The organism is Chryseobacterium elymi, from assembly GCF_003385495.1.
GTDB lineage: Bacteria > Bacteroidota > Bacteroidia > Flavobacteriales > Weeksellaceae > Chryseobacterium > Chryseobacterium elymi.
Map to the genome: position 1 here is coordinate 129,365 of NZ_QNUH01000001.1, position 17,231 is coordinate 146,595.

Consider the following 17,231-nt stretch of genomic DNA (forward strand, 5'->3'; position numbering starts at 1 on the left):
CGTGATACCCTATTTTTTTCGTGTAAAAATCATGTTTTTTTTCAATAAAAAAAGACCTTAAAAAGTAAATTTTTAGGCCTTCTTTGTTTTTTGATTATTAAAATGAGGTATTTTTCTTTTAATTATGTGCGATAATCGTTTTCAAAAGTACATTAACCTCATCCACATTTTTCACTTTTTCCTTTCTCATCATCAGCAGATTCCCATCTTTCCCGATCTTCTCTTTAAGCTGAGCTTCCTTCGGATTTTGGGTTAAATAACTGATAATATGCCTGAACCTGTCTGTCTGATAGAACTTATCCTGAGGATTGGCAGGAAAATACCCTAAAAACACACCATTTTTCATGACGATCTTTTCAAATCCTATGTCTGCGGCAAGCCATTTCAAGGCAACACTCTTCAATAGATTCACCGCTTCTTTCGGCAAAGCCCCGAAACGATCGATCAGCTCAAGCTCAAATTTATAAAGATTTTTTTCATTATCAATCTCTGCAAGTTTCTGATAAAGCAATAATCTTTCTTCCGTATTGGAGATATAGAAATCCGGAAGCATCAGCTCCAGGTCAGTATCAATATTGACTTCTTTTACAGATTTGAAGAGCTTCTGCCTGTCTTCCTCATTGTCGAACAGGTTTTCAAAATCTGCATCATCTTTTAATTCCTCCAATGCTTCCTGCATCAGTTTCTGATAAGTCTCAAAGCCCATTTCATTAATAAAACCACTCTGCTCAGCCCCGAGAAGATCTCCAGCCCCACGGATTTCAAGATCCTTCATAGCAATCTGGAACCCGCTTCCAAGATCTGAGAATTGCTCAATAGCCTCAAGACGTTTTCTGGCATCTGAGGTCATCATATCATAAGGAGGCGTGATCAAATAGCAGAAAGCTTTTCTGTTGCTCCGCCCTACCCTTCCCCTCATCTGGTGAAGATCTGCCATCCCGAATCTTTGGGCATCATTGATGAATATGGTATTCGCATTGGGAACATCCACCCCACTTTCAACAATCGTTGTAGAAACAAGAACATCGTACTTCCCTTCCATGAAATCAAGCACGTTCTTTTCCAGCTGCTTACCCTCCATTTGGCCGTGTCCTGTAATAACTCTTGCATCCGGAACCAGCCTTTGGATAAGTCCGGCAATATCTTTAAGGTTTTCAATCCTGTTATTGATAAAGTATACCTGCCCATCCCTCTGAATCTCATAAGAAACAGCATCCCTGATAGTTTCCTCATTAAAACCTATCAGCTGCGTATCGACAGGCTGCCTGTTGGGCGGTGGTGTTTTGATCACTGAAAGATCTCTTGCCGCCATGAGGGAGAACTGAAGCGTTCTCGGGATGGGAGTGGCCGTTAGTGTAAGGGTATCTACATTGCTTTTCAGTGTTTTCAGCTTATCTTTCACCGAAACTCCGAATTTATGTTCCTCATCAATGATCAGCAGTCCAAGGTCTTTGAATTTAACGGAACTGCTTACCAGCTGATGGGTTCCGATTATAATGTCCACCTTCCCGTTTTTAAGGCCGTCTAAAGCCTCTGCTTTCTGTTTAGCTGTTCTGAATCTGTTGACATAAGAAACGTTCACCGGAAAATCTTTCAGCCTTTCTTTGAAACTTCTGTAATGCTGAAACGCCAGAATAGTTGTAGGAACCAATACGGCAACCTGTTTCCCATCTGTTGCCGCTTTAAATGCGGCCCGTATAGCCACTTCAGTCTTTCCGAAGCCTACGTCACCACAAACCAGCCTGTCCATTACTGTATCCGCTTCCATATCACGCTTTACATCAATGGTTGCTTTTTCCTGATCCGGAGTATCTTCATAAATAAAACTGGCCTCCAGCTCATTCTGCAGATAAGAATCGGGAGTATAGGAAAACCCCTTTGCAGTCTTCCTTTCAGCATATAATCTTATAAGGTCAAAAGCAATTTGCTTTACTTTTGCTTTTGTTTTCTGTTTTAATGATTTCCAGGCCGGGGATCCCAGTTTACTCAATACAATTTCTTTTCCGTCCGGACCGTTATATTTTGAAATTTTATGCAGGGAGTGAATACTTACATATAATAAGTCTCCGTTTTTATAAGTCAGCTTAAAACATTCCTGGATTTTCCCATCGTTATTTACTTTAACAAGCCCCATGAACTTCCCAATTCCGTGGTCGATGTGGGCAATATAATCGCCTATCTTCAGAGACATAAGGTCTTTAAGTGTAAGCTGTTCAGATTTTGCAAAGGTATTTTTCGCTTTATATCTTTGATAGCGGTCGAAAATCTGGTGGTCCGTATATACTAATAATTTATGACCATTATCTACAAACCCTTCGTGCAGCTCAGATTTGAAACTTTTAAAAGGAAGGTCATGTTCAAGCTCTTCAAATATAGATTCCAGCCTTTCTTTCTGCTTTTCTGTAGAAAAAGAGATCCACGTATCAAAACCTTCGCCTTGCTTTTCTTCAATATCTTCTATCAGGAGTTCAAAATTTTTATGAAAGGAAGGTTGAGGAACCTGCTCAACTTTTATTTCTGTGATTTCTTTAAGCCCGCCAATAGGAATTCCGGCAAAATCAATGGTTTTAAATTTCTTAAAATCAAACAGAAATTCCTGATCTGAAATAAAAAGTTCCTGTGGAACCCTGTGAGCAATATCTTTATTCAAAGTATCGTATTTTTCCAGTGCTTTCTCATAGAAAGTCCTGATTTTCTGCATTCCAACGGCGCCATTTCTGGAAACAACAAAGCTTTCTTTAGGCAGTAGCTCCAGCAGCGACACCCGGGTTCCGGTTACTGAAAAATTCATATTGGAAACCAGCTGAAAGTCTTTTACCTTATCTATGGAAAGCTGTGTTTCTATATCAAAGGTTTTAATATTTTCTACCTCATTTCCAAAAAAGGTAAGGCGGTAAGGCTTTTCGTAGGAATAAGAAAATACATCAACGATCCCTCCTCTTACTGAAAACTCTCCCGGCTCGGAAACAAAATCGGCCTGCTGGAAATGATAATGGTTCAACAGCTCATCCACAAAATCAAAATCCAGCTGATCACCTACTTTTATATGATGTGAGATCGCTTTAAAGTCTTCCTTTTTCAAAACCTTTTCTGATAAGGCCCCGGCATAAGCCACAATAACCTTAGGATTTTTCCCGGAATTGATCTTATTTAAAACCTCTGTCCGGAGCACAAGATTTGCATTTTGTGTTTTTTCAACCTGATAAGGTTCAAGATGGGTTGCAGGAAAATACAGTACTTTGTCCTTTCCAAGCAGGTCTTCCATTTCAGTATTGGCATACAATGCATCTTCTTTATCATCTACCAGATACAGAATGGTCTTCTTCTGAATTAGAAAAAGTTCGGCAACAAAAATAGAAACCGAAGATCCTGCACTTCCTTTCACGGAAATATGCTGGCTTTTCTCTAGCTGGGTAAAGATCTCTTTTCCAAATTCTTTCTGAAGCAGGTCGGGAAGAAACTTTTCGTGAATGGGTTTTAGCTGCATAAATAGTAATGATATAAAACGACAAAAGCGATTTCGGGAGTGTTCCGAAACCGTTTGCTTACAACAAAGGTAAGGATATTTTTTTCTTTCCCGGAAAACCAGATATTATTAAAAACACAATCTAAATAAAGAACACCTGAATAAGTCTTAATTTATTACCAATTTATCTAATTAAAAGTTAAAAAAACACTGATAATCCGGCATGGCATAGTGTTTGGAAATTTCACCTTATCAAACTTTTAAAGAAATAAAATTATGAAAAAAGCAATCAGAATCTTAGGAATTTTTATGCTGGTCTTTGTTGCCACATTATCTTTTGCGTCATGTAGTAGTGATGATGATCCTGTAAACAACGATTTCTTCGCAGGAACATATAAAGGAAGCATTTCTTATAATGACGGATCTACCAGTAACAGTACAGATAACGGAAGTGTATTTGTAACCAAGATCGCGAGCGGGACGAAATATAATTTCGCATTTTCTAACGGTATTCCGGATCTTAACGGAGTGGAATTTCAGCAGCAGGGGGATCATACTCTTGTAATGGTTGGCTCAAACGCAACATCATATATAAGAATTGACAATAATGAATTGAAGATTTTATATATCAAGGATGGTAAAACCTGGACTGCTAACTGTACACGTTAAACCAACTACTCATACTTACATATAAGCCTGATCCTATTAAAGAATCAGGCTTATTATATTTTAAAAGCTTTTTATTAAGTTTTTTTTAAGCAGTAATAAACTTTAGTTAAGGTTGAAAATCTTGGATTTTCAGCCTGCTTTTTGTATATCTTTATTCAAGAAAAAAACAAACGTATATCTATGAAAAAATTATTAACAGCAATGTCCCTAGCTCTTGGACTGGGATTTGCAACCGCTCAGCAGACTGCTCCGACAGCGCCTCATCACCAAACTGTAAAAAAAGTAAAAGCTCCTGAAGCTAAAACCGCAAAGCCTGCAGCTAAAATGAAAAAGGACGGAACACCTGACAAAAGGTATAAGGAAAACAAAAAACTGAAAAAAGACGGTACCCCAGATAAAAGATACAAAGAAAACAAATAAACTTTAACATATAGTTGTTATTTTCATAATCAAATTTCGAAGAACCGGTGAGATCATTCGCCGGTTTTTTTGTGACATATATGGTCGAAAAAATGATTTCATATTCTATACTTATTTATAAATTTGAAGCATGTTAAATTTCTTCAAGAAAAATGCGGCACTTGTCTGGGCAAAGAAACATGTTCAGAAAACCGGGGAATTCAAAAAAAACTCAGTAAAAAATCAGGAGGCACTTTTACTTTCTTTGGTAAAAACGGCTCAGAAAACTCTTTTCGGAAGAGAACATGATTTTGAAAACATTCAGTCTATCAAAGAATTCCAGGACAGAGTTCCTGTTGCTGATTATGAAGATCTGAAACCTTATATTGAGAGGGTGAAAAAAGGACAGGCCAATATTCTCTGGACGGAAACTCCTGAATATTTTGCAAAAACCTCCGGCACCACCTCCGGCTCGAAGTATATTCCTATCTCCAAAGAAGGAATGCCGTTTCAGATTGCTGGCGCACAGAGTGCGCTGTTCCATTATATCACCCGGAAAAAAAATGCTGATTTTGTGAATGGAAAAATGATCTTTCTGCAGGGAAGCCCTGAGATGGAGGAAATTTTCGGAATAAAAACAGGACGGCTTTCGGGAATTGTTGCCCACCATATCCCAGCCTATCTCCAAAAAAACCGTCTTCCGAGCTGGAGCACAAATATTATGGAAGACTGGGAGGCGAAGGTAGATAAGATTATTGAAGAAACGGAAAACGAAAATATGACGTTAATTTCTGGTATTCCGCCATGGCTCATCATGTATTTCGAAAAGCTTACTGAAAAACACGGTAAAAAGATCAAGCAGCTTTTTCCAAACCTCCAGCTTCTTGTGACAGGTGGCGTGAACTACGAGCCATATCGGGATAAAATAAATGACCTGCTGGGTGGAAAAGTGGATATTATCCAGACGTTTCCGGCATCTGAAGGTTTTTTTGCTTTTCAGGATGATTACACTAAGGAAGGCCTGCTTCTTTTAACGGATCATGGAATTTTTTATGAGTTTATTCCTTTGGAAGAGTACGGTAAACCCGAAGCCCGAAGATTAACGTTAAAGGATATAGAGCTTAATAAAGATTACGCACTGATCCTCACTACAAATTCAGGTTTATGGGCTTACTCAATAGGTGATGTTGTAAGATTCATTGATAAAGATCCGTATAGAATCCTGGTGAGTGGGAGAACGAAGCATTTCACCTCTGCTTTCGGAGAACATGTAATCGCCTTTGAAGTAGAGGAAGCAATAAAAGCTGCCTTAGAAAGACATACAGCTCAGATTATAGAATTCCATCTTGCCCCACAGGTAAATCCTACGGAAGGTCTTCCGTATCATGAATGGCTGATAGAATTTGAAAAGGAACCGGAAAATTTAGAATTGTTCAGAAATGAGCTGGACCGTCAGCTTCGCGAGAGAAATACTTACTACGATGATCTTATTACCGGAAATATTCTTCAGCCATTACACATTACTCTACTGAAAAGAAACGCTTTCCATGAGTATGCAAAATCGCAGGGCAAATTGGGAGGCCAAAATAAAATACCAAGACTTGCCAATGACAGAAAAATTGCAGATTTATTGGAAATATACAAACTTTAGAGATATTTTTTCAATTCCAAAAACATATATTAGAAAAAAATTATAAATTTGAAAAAATAAAAATAATAATGAAAGCATCTGTACTTTTAAAATCATCTTTACTAACATCCTTATTTATAATTTCATCCTGCGCTACGACAAAATACAGCGAGGACATTTCAAAAAACAATTATTCTAATCTTCAGGCTGGAAAAGTGTATGTTGTTACCATGAAGGATGGTTCTACCAAACAGAAAATGCTATTCCGAAATATAGATGGAGACAACCTTATAGGAACTGCAGGTAAAAAGGACAGTACAGAGGTAATTATCCCGAAATCTAATGTAGCAGCCGTAAAGGACAGATCTAAAGCAAGAGTAACAGCAGGTGCCACTGTGATTGGTGCAGCCGGCGTTGCAGCTATTGTAATCAGCGCACTGAGAGCAGACTAAAATAGATTTTATCTTTCGGGATCTATATGATTTATCATTCGAAAAAACAGTATATAAGCGGCCTTAAATAAATATTTAGGGCTATTTTTGTGCATGATTTCCTTTACACCGTTAAAAACATTGCAAAATGTTGAATTCAGGAATCTTCTTACGGGAAGATTTTTTATTGTTTTAGCCTTCAGAATGCTCGCAACTTTATTGGGATGGTGGGTGTACCAGTTAACAAAAGATCCTTTTTCAATAGGCCTGATAGGGCTTTCGGAAGTAATTCCTGCGGTAAGCTGTGCTTTGTATGCAGGTCATGTCATTGATATGAATGAAAAAAAGAGGCTGCTGCTGATCTGCAATTATACTTATATTTTTCTGATCGGTCTTTTGCTGATCCCTGCTTTCTTCAATGTAGAAATGCATTTTAACGGGCATGAAATCACTTATTTTATATATGGTGTCATATTTTTCACAGGAATTGCAAGAGCCTTTATAGGACCTATCGTTCCTTCGATGATTCCTAAAATAGTAAAGAAAGAGAATCTTCCGAATGCAGTAACCCTGAACCAGGCTACATTTCTGATCTCTTCGGTATGCGGACATGCTGCAGGAGGCCTTCTTATCGGGTTTTTCGGAGTAAAATGGACACTAATCGTTATTATCTCTTTAATATTTATTGCCTCTCTCTTCTTCTGGCAGCTGAAACAGCAGCATTCTGAATATAAAAAGGAGAATGTAAATGTGGTGGAAAGCATGCGTGAGGGGATTTCCTATATCTTTAAGACAAAAGAAATTTTAGGCGCGCTATGCCTCGATATGTTTGCTGTTCTTTTTGGAGGGGCTGTCGCTATGATCCCGGTATTTGCCACTGATATTTTAGATGCAGGAGCAGAGGGCTTCGGGCTTCTGAATGCTGCTTCAGATATAGGTTCTATGTGCATCATCACACTTCTGGCGGTTGTTCCGTTAAGAAAGAATCAAGGCAGGATTCTTCTTGCCGTTGTTGCCGGATTCGGACTTTGCATCATTGGCTTTGGCCTGTCCAAACTTTACTGGCTGTCCTTTATATTCCTTGTCATGAGCGGAATGCTTGATGGAATTTCGGTGGTAATCAGAGGAACAATAGTTCAGCTGAAAACCCCTGACAACATTAGAGGACGTGTACTGAGTGTCAATTCTATATTTATCATGTCCAGTAATGAAATGGGTCAGTTTGAAAGCGGTCTGATGGCAAAAATCCTCGGGGTGGTAAGGTCTGTGGTCTTTGGAGGAACTATGACGGTTTTGGTAGCCCTTCTTGTAGCAAGTACAAATCCCAAGCTGAGGAAAATGAATTATTAAACAATAATTCACTGATTCTTTTAAATATATCACAAAAACTTTAATTTAACTTTAATAATTTTTTATATTTGTCTTTTTTAAATCCCCCTTTATGAAAAAAGCATTACTTGTTTTTCTAATCATCTGCTCACGCATTTTATATGCCCAGTCGGATTGCATTAGTGCAATATCTATCTGTGGAAATTCAGATATTTCTTATACCCCTTCAGGACCTGGAAATGTACTGGAAGGTATTGGCGCCAATTCCTGCTTAAGTTCTACTGATAATGAACACTTTTCCGTATGGTACAGCTTTACAGCATCAACTTCCGGAACATTAGCCTTTGTTATTAATCCTAATATTGATACCGACGACTATGATTTTGCCGTCTATGGCCCTACTACAAACGGATGTACTTCTTTGAATAATAATAATATTTTTGTAACCCCACTCAGATGTAATTTCAACGGTACAGGTTCATCCCAGGGAAATACAGGCTTACTGTTAACAATACCGCCACCACCACCGCCAAACACCAATGGAAGTGCAGGAAACCAGGCCGAATGGAGTCCACATATGGTGGTACAGGCTGGTGAAACGTATTATCTTGTTGTAGACAACTTCAGAAGTTCTCCGGATGGTTTCTCCTTAACTTGGACGGGTACTGCGAGCTTAAGTTCTGCCTTTAATGATCCTAGCCTTGCTCCGTTTCCGTTTGTTACTCCGGGACTTCCTGCAGCCAATCCTGCAGATCCGAACGAAGTAACAGTATGTTCACTTGCCACTCCATTCAATTTTACGACACTGAGCACAGCAATTATCAATGGCAACAGTCCGGACTTCAAGGTATCTTATCATAAAAATACAAATGATGCTATTACGGGAGGAAACCCTGTTACTACAGAGGTCGTAAACCTTACAGCAGTTTACTACTATAGAATTGTATATCAAGACCCTGCGAATCCGACAAACCCTATGAATGGCTGTTTTATTACAGGGAAATTCAAATTTAGAGACGGTGGATTTACACTAAACAATGCCACACTTACAAGCTGCAGCAACAACGGTTCCGGAACAGCAATGTTTGACCTTACCACTGCTACTATAGGTGCGGGTCCTACTCATACTCTACAGTATTATCCTACCATGTTCGACCTGAACGCAGGAACAAATGAGATCACCAGCCCTACCATCTATCAGTTTGTTTCAGCTGAAGGAAAAATATTCGTAAAAGCGACCAATGAATTCGGATGTACGGCAACAGCGGAAATAACTCTGAAGTTCCATCCTCTGGTAGCAGTTACTGATACCTCTTTAAGATCATGTTTTCTTGAAACAAATCCTTCACTGGGAACATTCAATCTGACTACTGCCACGGTAACCACTGTAGTAGGCGCTACTAAAAAGTATTATCCTTCTTTAACAGATGCGGTAAACGGAACAAATGAAATTTTAAATTTCTTAGCCTATACCGCTCCAGCCGGAGTAATCTATGTAAAGGTATTTAATGCACAGGGATGTTATTCTATTGCAAAAGTAACATTAACTGTACTTTCCCCTGTTTATTCAAATGTGCTTCAGGACAAAATTATCTGTGTTGAAGACAAAACAACACTGGACGCAGGCCCTGGATTCAACGGGTATGAATGGAGCACAGGAGCAACTACGCAGACTATCAATAATGTAGGTGTAGGAACATACTGGGTTAAATTAAAAACCGGCGACTGTATCACATTACAGGCTGTAAAAGTATACGCTTCTGAACAACCGGTTGTTTCAAACATTGACATTTCCAGCAATACGATAACTGTAAATGTTATTGCCGGAGCTCCTGAATACAAATACTCTATGGATAACATCAACTGGCAGGATTCTAACATCTTTACCAATGTTTCAAGAGGAAACCATACTATATATGTAAAAGATGCTTATGATTGCGAACCTATTGAGATAACAGTTGTTGTCCCTAACCTTATTAATGTTATCACTCCAAACGGAGATGGCGTAAATGATGTAATAGATTATTCAGCATTATCCGGTAAAAACGGACTTATATTCAGTATCTTCGACAGATATGGTACTAAAATCCACCAGGCTGATAAGTCTAACGGGTACAAATGGGACGGAACGGTAGGCGGTAAAAAAATTCCAACAGGAACTTACTGGTACTCTGTAACATGGAACGAAAATGACAAAAAGAATACTCCATTTAAATTCTCAGGTTGGGTAATGGTAAAAAACAGAGAATAACCAAAAATAAAACCGCTCTAAGGGGCGGTTTTTTTAACATAAATGCTGATAACTAATTTTGCTTAAATCTAGTTTCACAAAAATCATTTTTAAACATGAAAAAAACATTACTTCTTTTAATTTTATTTATAGCACAGGGGTTTTATGCACAGTCGGACTGCGTCACGGCAATTCCGCTCTGCGGAAATTCGGACATCTTCTATACGCCGACAGGACACGGAAATATTGAAGAGGAGCTATCTGAAAATGGATGCCTGAGCAGCGATGAAAATTATTCAGTATGGTATACTTTTACGGTCGCAACATCAGGTACCCTTGCATTTACTATTAATCCCAATGTTAACACCGATGATTATGACTTTGCCGTGTATGGCCCTACAACCAATGGCTGCACCTCTTTAAATAGCGGCAACACCTTTGTTACACCGCTAAGATGTAATTACTACGGTACAGGTGCTTCACAGGGAAATACAGGTCTTTCTTTAACAATACCGCCGCCACCGCCGCCAAATACCGATGGAAGTGCAGGAAACCAGGCTGAATGGAGCCCGCATATGGTAGTACAGGCCGGTGAAACCTATTATCTTATTGTAGACAACTTCAGAAGTTCACCCAATGGATTCTCACTGACCTGGACAGGTACCGCAAGCTTAAGCTCTGCATTCAACAATCCTACTCTGGCACCTAACCCTTTTATCCCACCAGGCATCCCTGCAGCTGACCCGACAGACCCTTCAACGGTTATGGTATGCGGGCTTCCATCACAATTTAATTTTACTACTCTTACCCCTGGTATTATCAATGGAAATAACTCCAATTTCCAGGTTACTTACCATGATAATACCAACGATGTTGTAACAGGAGAAGATCCTCTTACCATTGCAACGGTAAATGCAACAACCGATTATTACTACAGAATCCGATATCTGGATCCCGACGATCCTAACAATGTGGTCAACAAATGCTTTATAAGCGGTAAGTTCAAGTTTGTAGATGCCAGCATCACAGCGAAAAATGCAACTATTTTCGCATGTAATAACAATGGTGAAGGTACAGGAAAATTTGACCTGACAACGGCAGATGTGTTCACCGGAACGGTTACGAAAAAATACTATCCTACCTTAGCTGATCTGAACGCTGACACCAATGAAATTACTAACCCTACCGATTATATTTCCCCAGAAAAAATCGTATATGTTAAAGTAATTTCCGCCTTTGGGTGTACAGCAACAGCAGCAATTACATTAACATACCATCCGGTTGTTGCCCTAAGGGATGCGCTAATGGAAGAATGTTATATTGAAAATGACATTATGCAGGCTAGATTTGACCTGACAACAGCTAATGTAGGCGATATAGCAGGGCAGACAAAAAAATTCTATAAGACATTAAATGACGCTAAAGCGGAAACCAATCCTATTGCCGCTCCGAATACTTATCTTACAACAAGCACTGAAGTATATGTAAGAGTTACCAATGCCAATCAATGTTACTCTATTGCCAAAATCACACTAAAAGTTCTTCCTCCGGTAAAATCTGCTGTGCTGAAAGACAAAACAATTTGTGCGGAAGCAAAGACAACTTTGGACGCAGGACCTGGATTCGACGGATACGAATGGAGCACCGGCGATACTACACAAGCTATCAATAACGCAGGAATAGGAGTTTATTGGGTGAAGCTGAAAACCGGGAAATGTTTTACGCTTCAGACTGTAACTATTTTTGCTTCTTCGCAACCGGTAATCTCCAGTGTAGATATCAGCAACAATACCATCACTGTGAACGCTTCAGGTGGAACTCCTCCTTATATGTATTCAATAGATGGTACCAACTGGCAGTCGACTAACACGTTCAGTGGACTTCCTAGAGGGGATAATAAGATATTTTTGAAGGATTCTTACGACTGTAATCCTGTTCAGATCACCATCACTGTACCGAATCTGATCAATGCGATCACTCCGAACGGAGATAAGATCAACGATGAAATTGACTACTCTGCTCTGTCTTACAAGAAAAACCTTGTTTTCATCGTATATGACAGATACGGAAACAAGCTTTATGAAGCTAATAAGATGAGAGATTATAAATGGGACGGAACAGCTTCCGGTAAGAAAATACCTACCGGTACTTACTGGTATACCATTTCATGGAACGAAAACGACAAGAACAATACTGAAACGAAATATTCAGGATGGATACTGTTGAAGAATAAAGAATAAGTTTATTTTTAGTCATAAAAAGACTGTCAGTTGTGACAGTCTTTTTTATTTATCAGCTCAGCCATTCACTTCAACATTTGAAATAAAAAAATTATTAATCATTTTCACTTCGATGAATAGCACTTATTGAATTTTTTCTATTTTTGATCCCCGCTTTTTACTAACACACATTTACGTTCTGCCGCTATGGATTGCGGCAGGATTGCTGATAACTTGTTAGTTACTATTTTTTAATTATTTTTTTTAAATAAACTATCTTTGCATCATGGCGCAGAAAGAAACATTATCATCCCTTACACACGGAAATTTTGCAAGAGAACTGTCTATTGCGGATGGAAAAATGCCACCCAATGCTGTAGATTTTGAAAGACTGGTTATAGGAACTTTTTTAATAGATAAAAAAGGTCTTGATCATTCCATTGACCTTCTTACTCCTGAAGTGTTTTATGATCCCAGACATCAGGTTATTTTTGCTGCGATTCTAAAACTTTACGAAGGTAACCATCCTGTAGATCTTATGACGATTATCCAGGAATTAAAAAAGGAAGATAAATTAAGCCAGGCCGGTGGCGATCATTATATTATTGATCTTACCATGGGAGTAAGCTCGTCTGCTCACATTGAATATCATGTCCGTGTTATTCTTGAAAAATATATCTTAAGAAGTCTGATTAATGTTTCTGCGAACGTGATCGATTCATCCTATAAAGAATCTACCGATGTATTCGAACTTTTAGATAAGGCTGAACAATCTTTCTTTGAAATTACCAACGGTACGATCAAAAAAGGATTCGACACCGCCAATTCATTGGTAAAGCAGGCTATCGATACTATTAAATCTTTGAAAGATAAGGAAGGGCTTTCAGGAGTTCCTTCCGGATTCAGGGATATTGACAAAGAAACGGGAGGCTGGCAAAATTCTGACCTTATCATTATTGCAGCCCGTCCGGCGATGGGTAAAACAGCATTCCTTCTGTCGATGGCCAGAAATATTGCAGTTGGCCATAAGATTCCAATGGTCCTTTTCTCCCTGGAGATGGCATCTGTACAGCTTATCACGAGGATGATTGCTTCGGAAACGAAAATCTCTTCCGAAAAACTGAGAAAGGGAACTTTAGATGACGAAGAATGGCAAAGACTTTTTTCCAATGTATCCGAGCTTGAAAACGCTCCGCTTTTTATTGACGAAACCCCTTCTCTTTCTATATTCGATTTCCGTGCAAAATGCCGAAGGCTGGTGATGCAGCATGGTGTAAGGCTGATCATGGTGGATTACCTTCAGCTGATGACTGCAGGAGGTGGAGGTAAAGGAGTTGGAAACCGTGAACAGGAAATTTCCATGATCTCGCGTTCATTAAAGGCTATTGCCAAAGAACTGAATGTACCTGTTATTGCCCTTTCACAGTTATCGAGAAGTGTGGAGGCACGCCCAGGAAAAAGGCCTCAGCTTTCTGACCTTAGGGAATCCGGAGCGATTGAGCAGGATGCGGATATTGTATCTTTTATTTTCAGACCTGAATATTATAAAATTGCCGTTTGGGATAATGACGAAGAAGGCCAGGAAACTCCAACGGAAAACCAGGCTGAACTGATCATCGCAAAGCATAGAAATGGTGCTACAGCCGACGTCAGATTATCATTCTTAAAACATTTTGCAAAATTCGGGGATATCGAAGCAGCATTAGATGGTGGCATGGGAGGTTATCCTTCTAATTTCGGATCTAACGAGCCCAGTGGTTTTGATAAAATAAGGACTACTATTCAACCTGGAGCTGCATTTGATTTACCAGACAGTTCAAAGCTATCAGGGTCTTCGATGAACGATCTTGATGATGATGACGATTTCCCATTCTAGAACCCATACTATTTTAAATTAATAACAGCTTGGCATTCTCCAAATTTAGTTTTACAGAATACCAGTTTTATATAGACTTAACTTTTGAGAATAGAAATATACACCGACGGTGCATGCAGCGGAAACCCCGGAAAAGGAGGCTATGGAATCCTTATGCGCGTTCCTGAAAAAAATTATCAGAAGACGTTCTCCAAAGGTTTCAGAAAAACCACCAATAACAGAATGGAGCTATTGGCAGTTATTTCTGCTATGGAAAAACTAAAGTCTTCGGAGAACGATATTCACATTTACACAGACAGCAAATATGTAGCTGATGCCGTGAACCAAAACTGGATTGCAGGATGGATCAAAAGAGGATGGAAAAATGTAAAAAATCCGGACCTCTGGAAAAGATTCATTGAAATGTACAACAAACACACTCCAAAAATGCATTGGGTAAAAGGCCATGCAGGACATTTCGAAAATGAACTTTGTGATAAACTAGCTGTGGCAGCTGCAAACTCACCTGACTTGGAAATCGACACTTACTTTGAAGGGCTGGAAAGCAACTCTCTTTTTTAATAAATATAAAATTAATACTTTATATGTTTCATTATTCACCCATTCACTTTGTTATTCATTGATAAATCATTATCATTTTCGGTAAAATTAACATTAAATACACATTAATCAATTGGGATTTAATATATTTACAGCATCTAAATAAAACTAATCCCACCTCAATGAAAAAAAATTTACTGTCTTATATTTTCCTCATTGTATTTTTTCTATCCGGAAGTCTATATTCTCAAACTTACCAGTTAATAGGAAATCCTGTAAATACTACCGGATGGAGCATTGTCGCTCCAACACAGGTGCTAGGCGATTTTGTGCAGCTCACTCCTGACACCAACAACCAGTCCGGATCCATAAGGCTTAATGACCAGATCAACTTAAAATACTGTGACAAGTGGAGAGTTGAATTCGATTTCAGAATGGATTCCAACCAAACTTCCAACGGAGACGGAATTGCATTTTGGTATCTGGCGAACCCGCCTGTTGCAAGTGTATTGGGTTCCGGTCTTGGAGTTTCCCAAAATGCGGTAGGTTTTATTGTAGGTTTTGACACTTACAACAACACAACTACAGCCACAATGAGCAAGATACATGTTGCTTACGGACAGGTTGCCAACACAACAGACAACAACAATGTAGAATACTTTAATGTTCCCGGAAGCTCTTTTCATTCACCTGACCTGAATACCACCCAGCCTTTTCAGGGGACAACCTATAAGCATGTTGAAGTAACAGCCCAGGTAGATCCGGCTGTCCCTACCAACTGGATTGTAAAAATAACACTTGATGGTACAGTAATCTGCGATCAGTCATTCGCCCCTTCAGGTACTGCAGCTGCAATGACGGTTGGATATTTCGGATTTTCGGCTTCTACAGGATCTGCAAGATCAAGACATTCTATTAAAAATGTAAAAATCTATACTGACAAGGTCCCTATTTTACAAAGTACTGCAACACAATCTTTCTGCCCGAATCCAGCTACAGGCTATGCCTCTGTAAATTTAACAGCCTTCAATTCTCAATTCGTAAGCAATCCTTCCAATTATACTTTTACGTACCTGCAAGGCTCAACACCCATTACAAATCCCACCAATTTCCAATTCAATGCAAATACTACGGTTACTGTGATTGTAAAGGACAATGCAGGAATATTATGTGATAATCCGGATGGAAAGATACAGCTGGTCCTGGCTCCTCTTACACTTACCGATAAAACTTTAACGGCATGTAACAATAATAAGACAGGAACAGGAATATTTAACCTCAATACTGCAGATGTAACGGATGTATCTGGCGCCACCAAAAAGTATTATAAAACACTGAATGACCTGAATGCCGGAAACAATGAAATCACGAATCCCAATTCTTACACTTCCGCACCAGGCATAGTCTATGTAAAAGTGACTACGCCGCAGGGATGTACCGGTACGGCAAAAATCACCTTAACATTTTACCCCGAAACTCCGGTAAAAGAAGCTACACTTGAGTCATGCTTTCTGCAGGATAATATTGCGACTGCCATATTTGACCTTACTTCAGCCAATGTGACGACACTGACGAGCGGGTTTACAAAGAAATATTATTTAAGCGTGGCAGATGCGTTAAGCGGAACCAATGAGATTGTCAATCCATCTCAATATATGTCTGTTAGTACTGCAGTCTATGTAAAGGTAACAGACTCAAACGCATGTTTCGCTATAGCAAAAGTCAACCTCGTTGTACTTTCACCAGTGAAATCAAACGTTTTAAAAGATAAAATTATCTGCATTGATGGGAGAACTGATCTGGATGCAGGTCCGGGCTTTGATGGTTACGAATGGATTACCGGAGCAACTACTCCTTCTATACAGGGAGTAGGTGTTGGTCTTTATTGGGTAAAGCTAAAAACAGGAAACTGTATTACATTGCAGACCGTGAAGGTTATTGCTTCGGCAAACCCTGTTATTTCAAGCATTGATATTAATAATACAACGGTAACTGTAAATGTTTCAGGAGGTACTCCACCATATAAATATTCTTTAAACGGTATCGACTGGCAGGATTCAAATACATTTACCGGCTTGCACAGAGGAGAGGTAAAAGTTTTTGTCAAAGACTTTTACAACTGTTCACCCGTTGAAGTTCAGATCACGGTTCCCAATCTGATCAATGCCATTACACCGAACGGCGATAACGTTAATGACTTTATTGATTATTCCGCATTGGCTTATAAAAAAAATCTGGTTTTTATAGTATATGACAGATATGGCAATAAACTTTATGAAGCTGATAAAACAAGAAACTTCAAATGGGACGGAACTGCCTTCGGCAAAAAGATTCTCACAGGGACTTACTGGTATTCTATTTCATGGAATGAAAATGATAAAAACAATACTCCTACGAAATATTCAGGCTGGGTATTGGTAAAAAACAGAGAATAATAGCTTT

General features: G+C 39.0%; 11 protein-coding genes. 10 read left to right on the top strand and 1 reads right to left on the bottom strand.

The genetic code is table 11. The features are described 5' to 3' along the window. Positions 1-118: 118 nt before the first annotated feature. Positions 119-3,487, bottom strand: coding sequence for a transcription-repair coupling factor (gene mfd, locus DRF60_RS00565; protein ID WP_116010188.1), 3,369 nt, complete (start codon positions 3,485-3,487; stop codon positions 119-121). A gap of 255 nt (positions 3,488-3,742) precedes the next feature. Here mfd and DRF60_RS00570 point away from each other — a divergent pair, with 255 nt between their 5' ends. The 10 genes from DRF60_RS00570 to DRF60_RS00615 all read left to right on the top strand — a co-directional run bounded on the left by DRF60_RS00570 (position 3,743) and on the right by DRF60_RS00615 (position 17,224). Continuing rightward, positions 3,743-4,135: a hypothetical protein gene (locus tag DRF60_RS00570; RefSeq protein ID WP_116010189.1), complete on the top strand. Its 393-nt coding sequence runs from the start codon at positions 3,743-3,745 to the stop codon at positions 4,133-4,135. 180 nt (positions 4,136-4,315) lie between these two features. After that, positions 4,316-4,555 carry a hypothetical protein gene (locus DRF60_RS00575; protein WP_116010190.1) on the top strand — a complete coding sequence of 80 codons (240 nt, stop codon included), beginning with the start codon at positions 4,316-4,318 and terminating at the stop codon, positions 4,553-4,555. 130 nt (positions 4,556-4,685) lie between these two features. Continuing rightward, positions 4,686-6,185, top strand: coding sequence for a GH3 auxin-responsive promoter family protein (locus tag DRF60_RS00580; RefSeq protein ID WP_116010191.1), 1,500 nt, complete (start codon positions 4,686-4,688; stop codon positions 6,183-6,185). 68 nt (positions 6,186-6,253) lie between these two features. Further along, a complete protein-coding gene (locus DRF60_RS00585; protein ID WP_116010192.1) occupies positions 6,254-6,616 on the top strand; it encodes a hypothetical protein in 363 nt (120 codons plus the stop codon). Positions 6,617-6,709: 93 nt separating this feature from the next. Further along, the gene (locus DRF60_RS00590; RefSeq protein ID WP_116010193.1) at positions 6,710-7,945 is read left to right on the top strand and encodes an MFS transporter; all 1,236 of its coding nucleotides are present in this window, start codon (positions 6,710-6,712) and stop codon (positions 7,943-7,945) included. Between the two features lie 91 nt (positions 7,946-8,036). Continuing rightward, positions 8,037-10,175, top strand: coding sequence for a T9SS type B sorting domain-containing protein (locus DRF60_RS00595; protein WP_116010194.1), 2,139 nt, complete (start codon positions 8,037-8,039; stop codon positions 10,173-10,175). Between the two features lie 95 nt (positions 10,176-10,270). After that, complete coding sequence (locus DRF60_RS00600; protein ID WP_116010195.1) at positions 10,271-12,394, top strand: T9SS type B sorting domain-containing protein; 2,124 nt, start codon at positions 10,271-10,273, stop codon at positions 12,392-12,394. A 265-nt stretch (positions 12,395-12,659) separates the two neighbouring features. Then, complete coding sequence (gene dnaB, locus DRF60_RS00605) at positions 12,660-14,249, top strand: replicative DNA helicase (protein ID WP_116010196.1); 1,590 nt, start codon at positions 12,660-12,662, stop codon at positions 14,247-14,249. 84 nt (positions 14,250-14,333) lie between these two features. Next, the gene (gene rnhA, locus DRF60_RS00610; RefSeq protein ID WP_116010197.1) at positions 14,334-14,810 is read left to right on the top strand and encodes a ribonuclease HI; all 477 of its coding nucleotides are present in this window, start codon (positions 14,334-14,336) and stop codon (positions 14,808-14,810) included. Between the two features lie 161 nt (positions 14,811-14,971). Further along, a complete protein-coding gene (locus DRF60_RS00615; RefSeq protein WP_116010198.1) occupies positions 14,972-17,224 on the top strand; it encodes a T9SS type B sorting domain-containing protein in 2,253 nt (750 codons plus the stop codon). The last annotated feature ends 7 nt before the right edge of the window (positions 17,225-17,231 follow it).

What these genes read in the sequence shown, in the direction of transcription:
- DRF60_RS00575 (WP_116010190.1), top strand. Translation starts at nt 4,316, where the DNA reads ATGAAAAAATTATTAACAGCAATGTCCCTAGCTCTTGGACTGGGATTT.
- DRF60_RS00580 (WP_116010191.1), top strand. Translation starts at nt 4,686, where the DNA reads ATGTTAAATTTCTTCAAGAAAAATGCGGCACTTGTCTGGGCAAAGAAA.
- DRF60_RS00615 (WP_116010198.1), top strand. Translation starts at nt 14,972, where the DNA reads ATGAAAAAAAATTTACTGTCTTATATTTTCCTCATTGTATTTTTTCTA.
- DRF60_RS00590 (WP_116010193.1), top strand. Translation starts at nt 6,710, where the DNA reads ATGATTTCCTTTACACCGTTAAAAACATTGCAAAATGTTGAATTCAGG.
- DRF60_RS00595 (WP_116010194.1), top strand. Translation starts at nt 8,037, where the DNA reads ATGAAAAAAGCATTACTTGTTTTTCTAATCATCTGCTCACGCATTTTA.
- DRF60_RS00570 (WP_116010189.1), top strand. Translation starts at nt 3,743, where the DNA reads ATGAAAAAAGCAATCAGAATCTTAGGAATTTTTATGCTGGTCTTTGTT.
- DRF60_RS00600 (WP_116010195.1), top strand. Translation starts at nt 10,271, where the DNA reads ATGAAAAAAACATTACTTCTTTTAATTTTATTTATAGCACAGGGGTTT.
- mfd (WP_116010188.1), bottom strand. Translation starts at nt 3,487, where the DNA reads ATGCAGCTAAAACCCATTCACGAAAAGTTTCTTCCCGACCTGCTTCAG.
- dnaB (WP_116010196.1), top strand. Translation starts at nt 12,660, where the DNA reads ATGGCGCAGAAAGAAACATTATCATCCCTTACACACGGAAATTTTGCA.
- DRF60_RS00585 (WP_116010192.1), top strand. Translation starts at nt 6,254, where the DNA reads ATGAAAGCATCTGTACTTTTAAAATCATCTTTACTAACATCCTTATTT.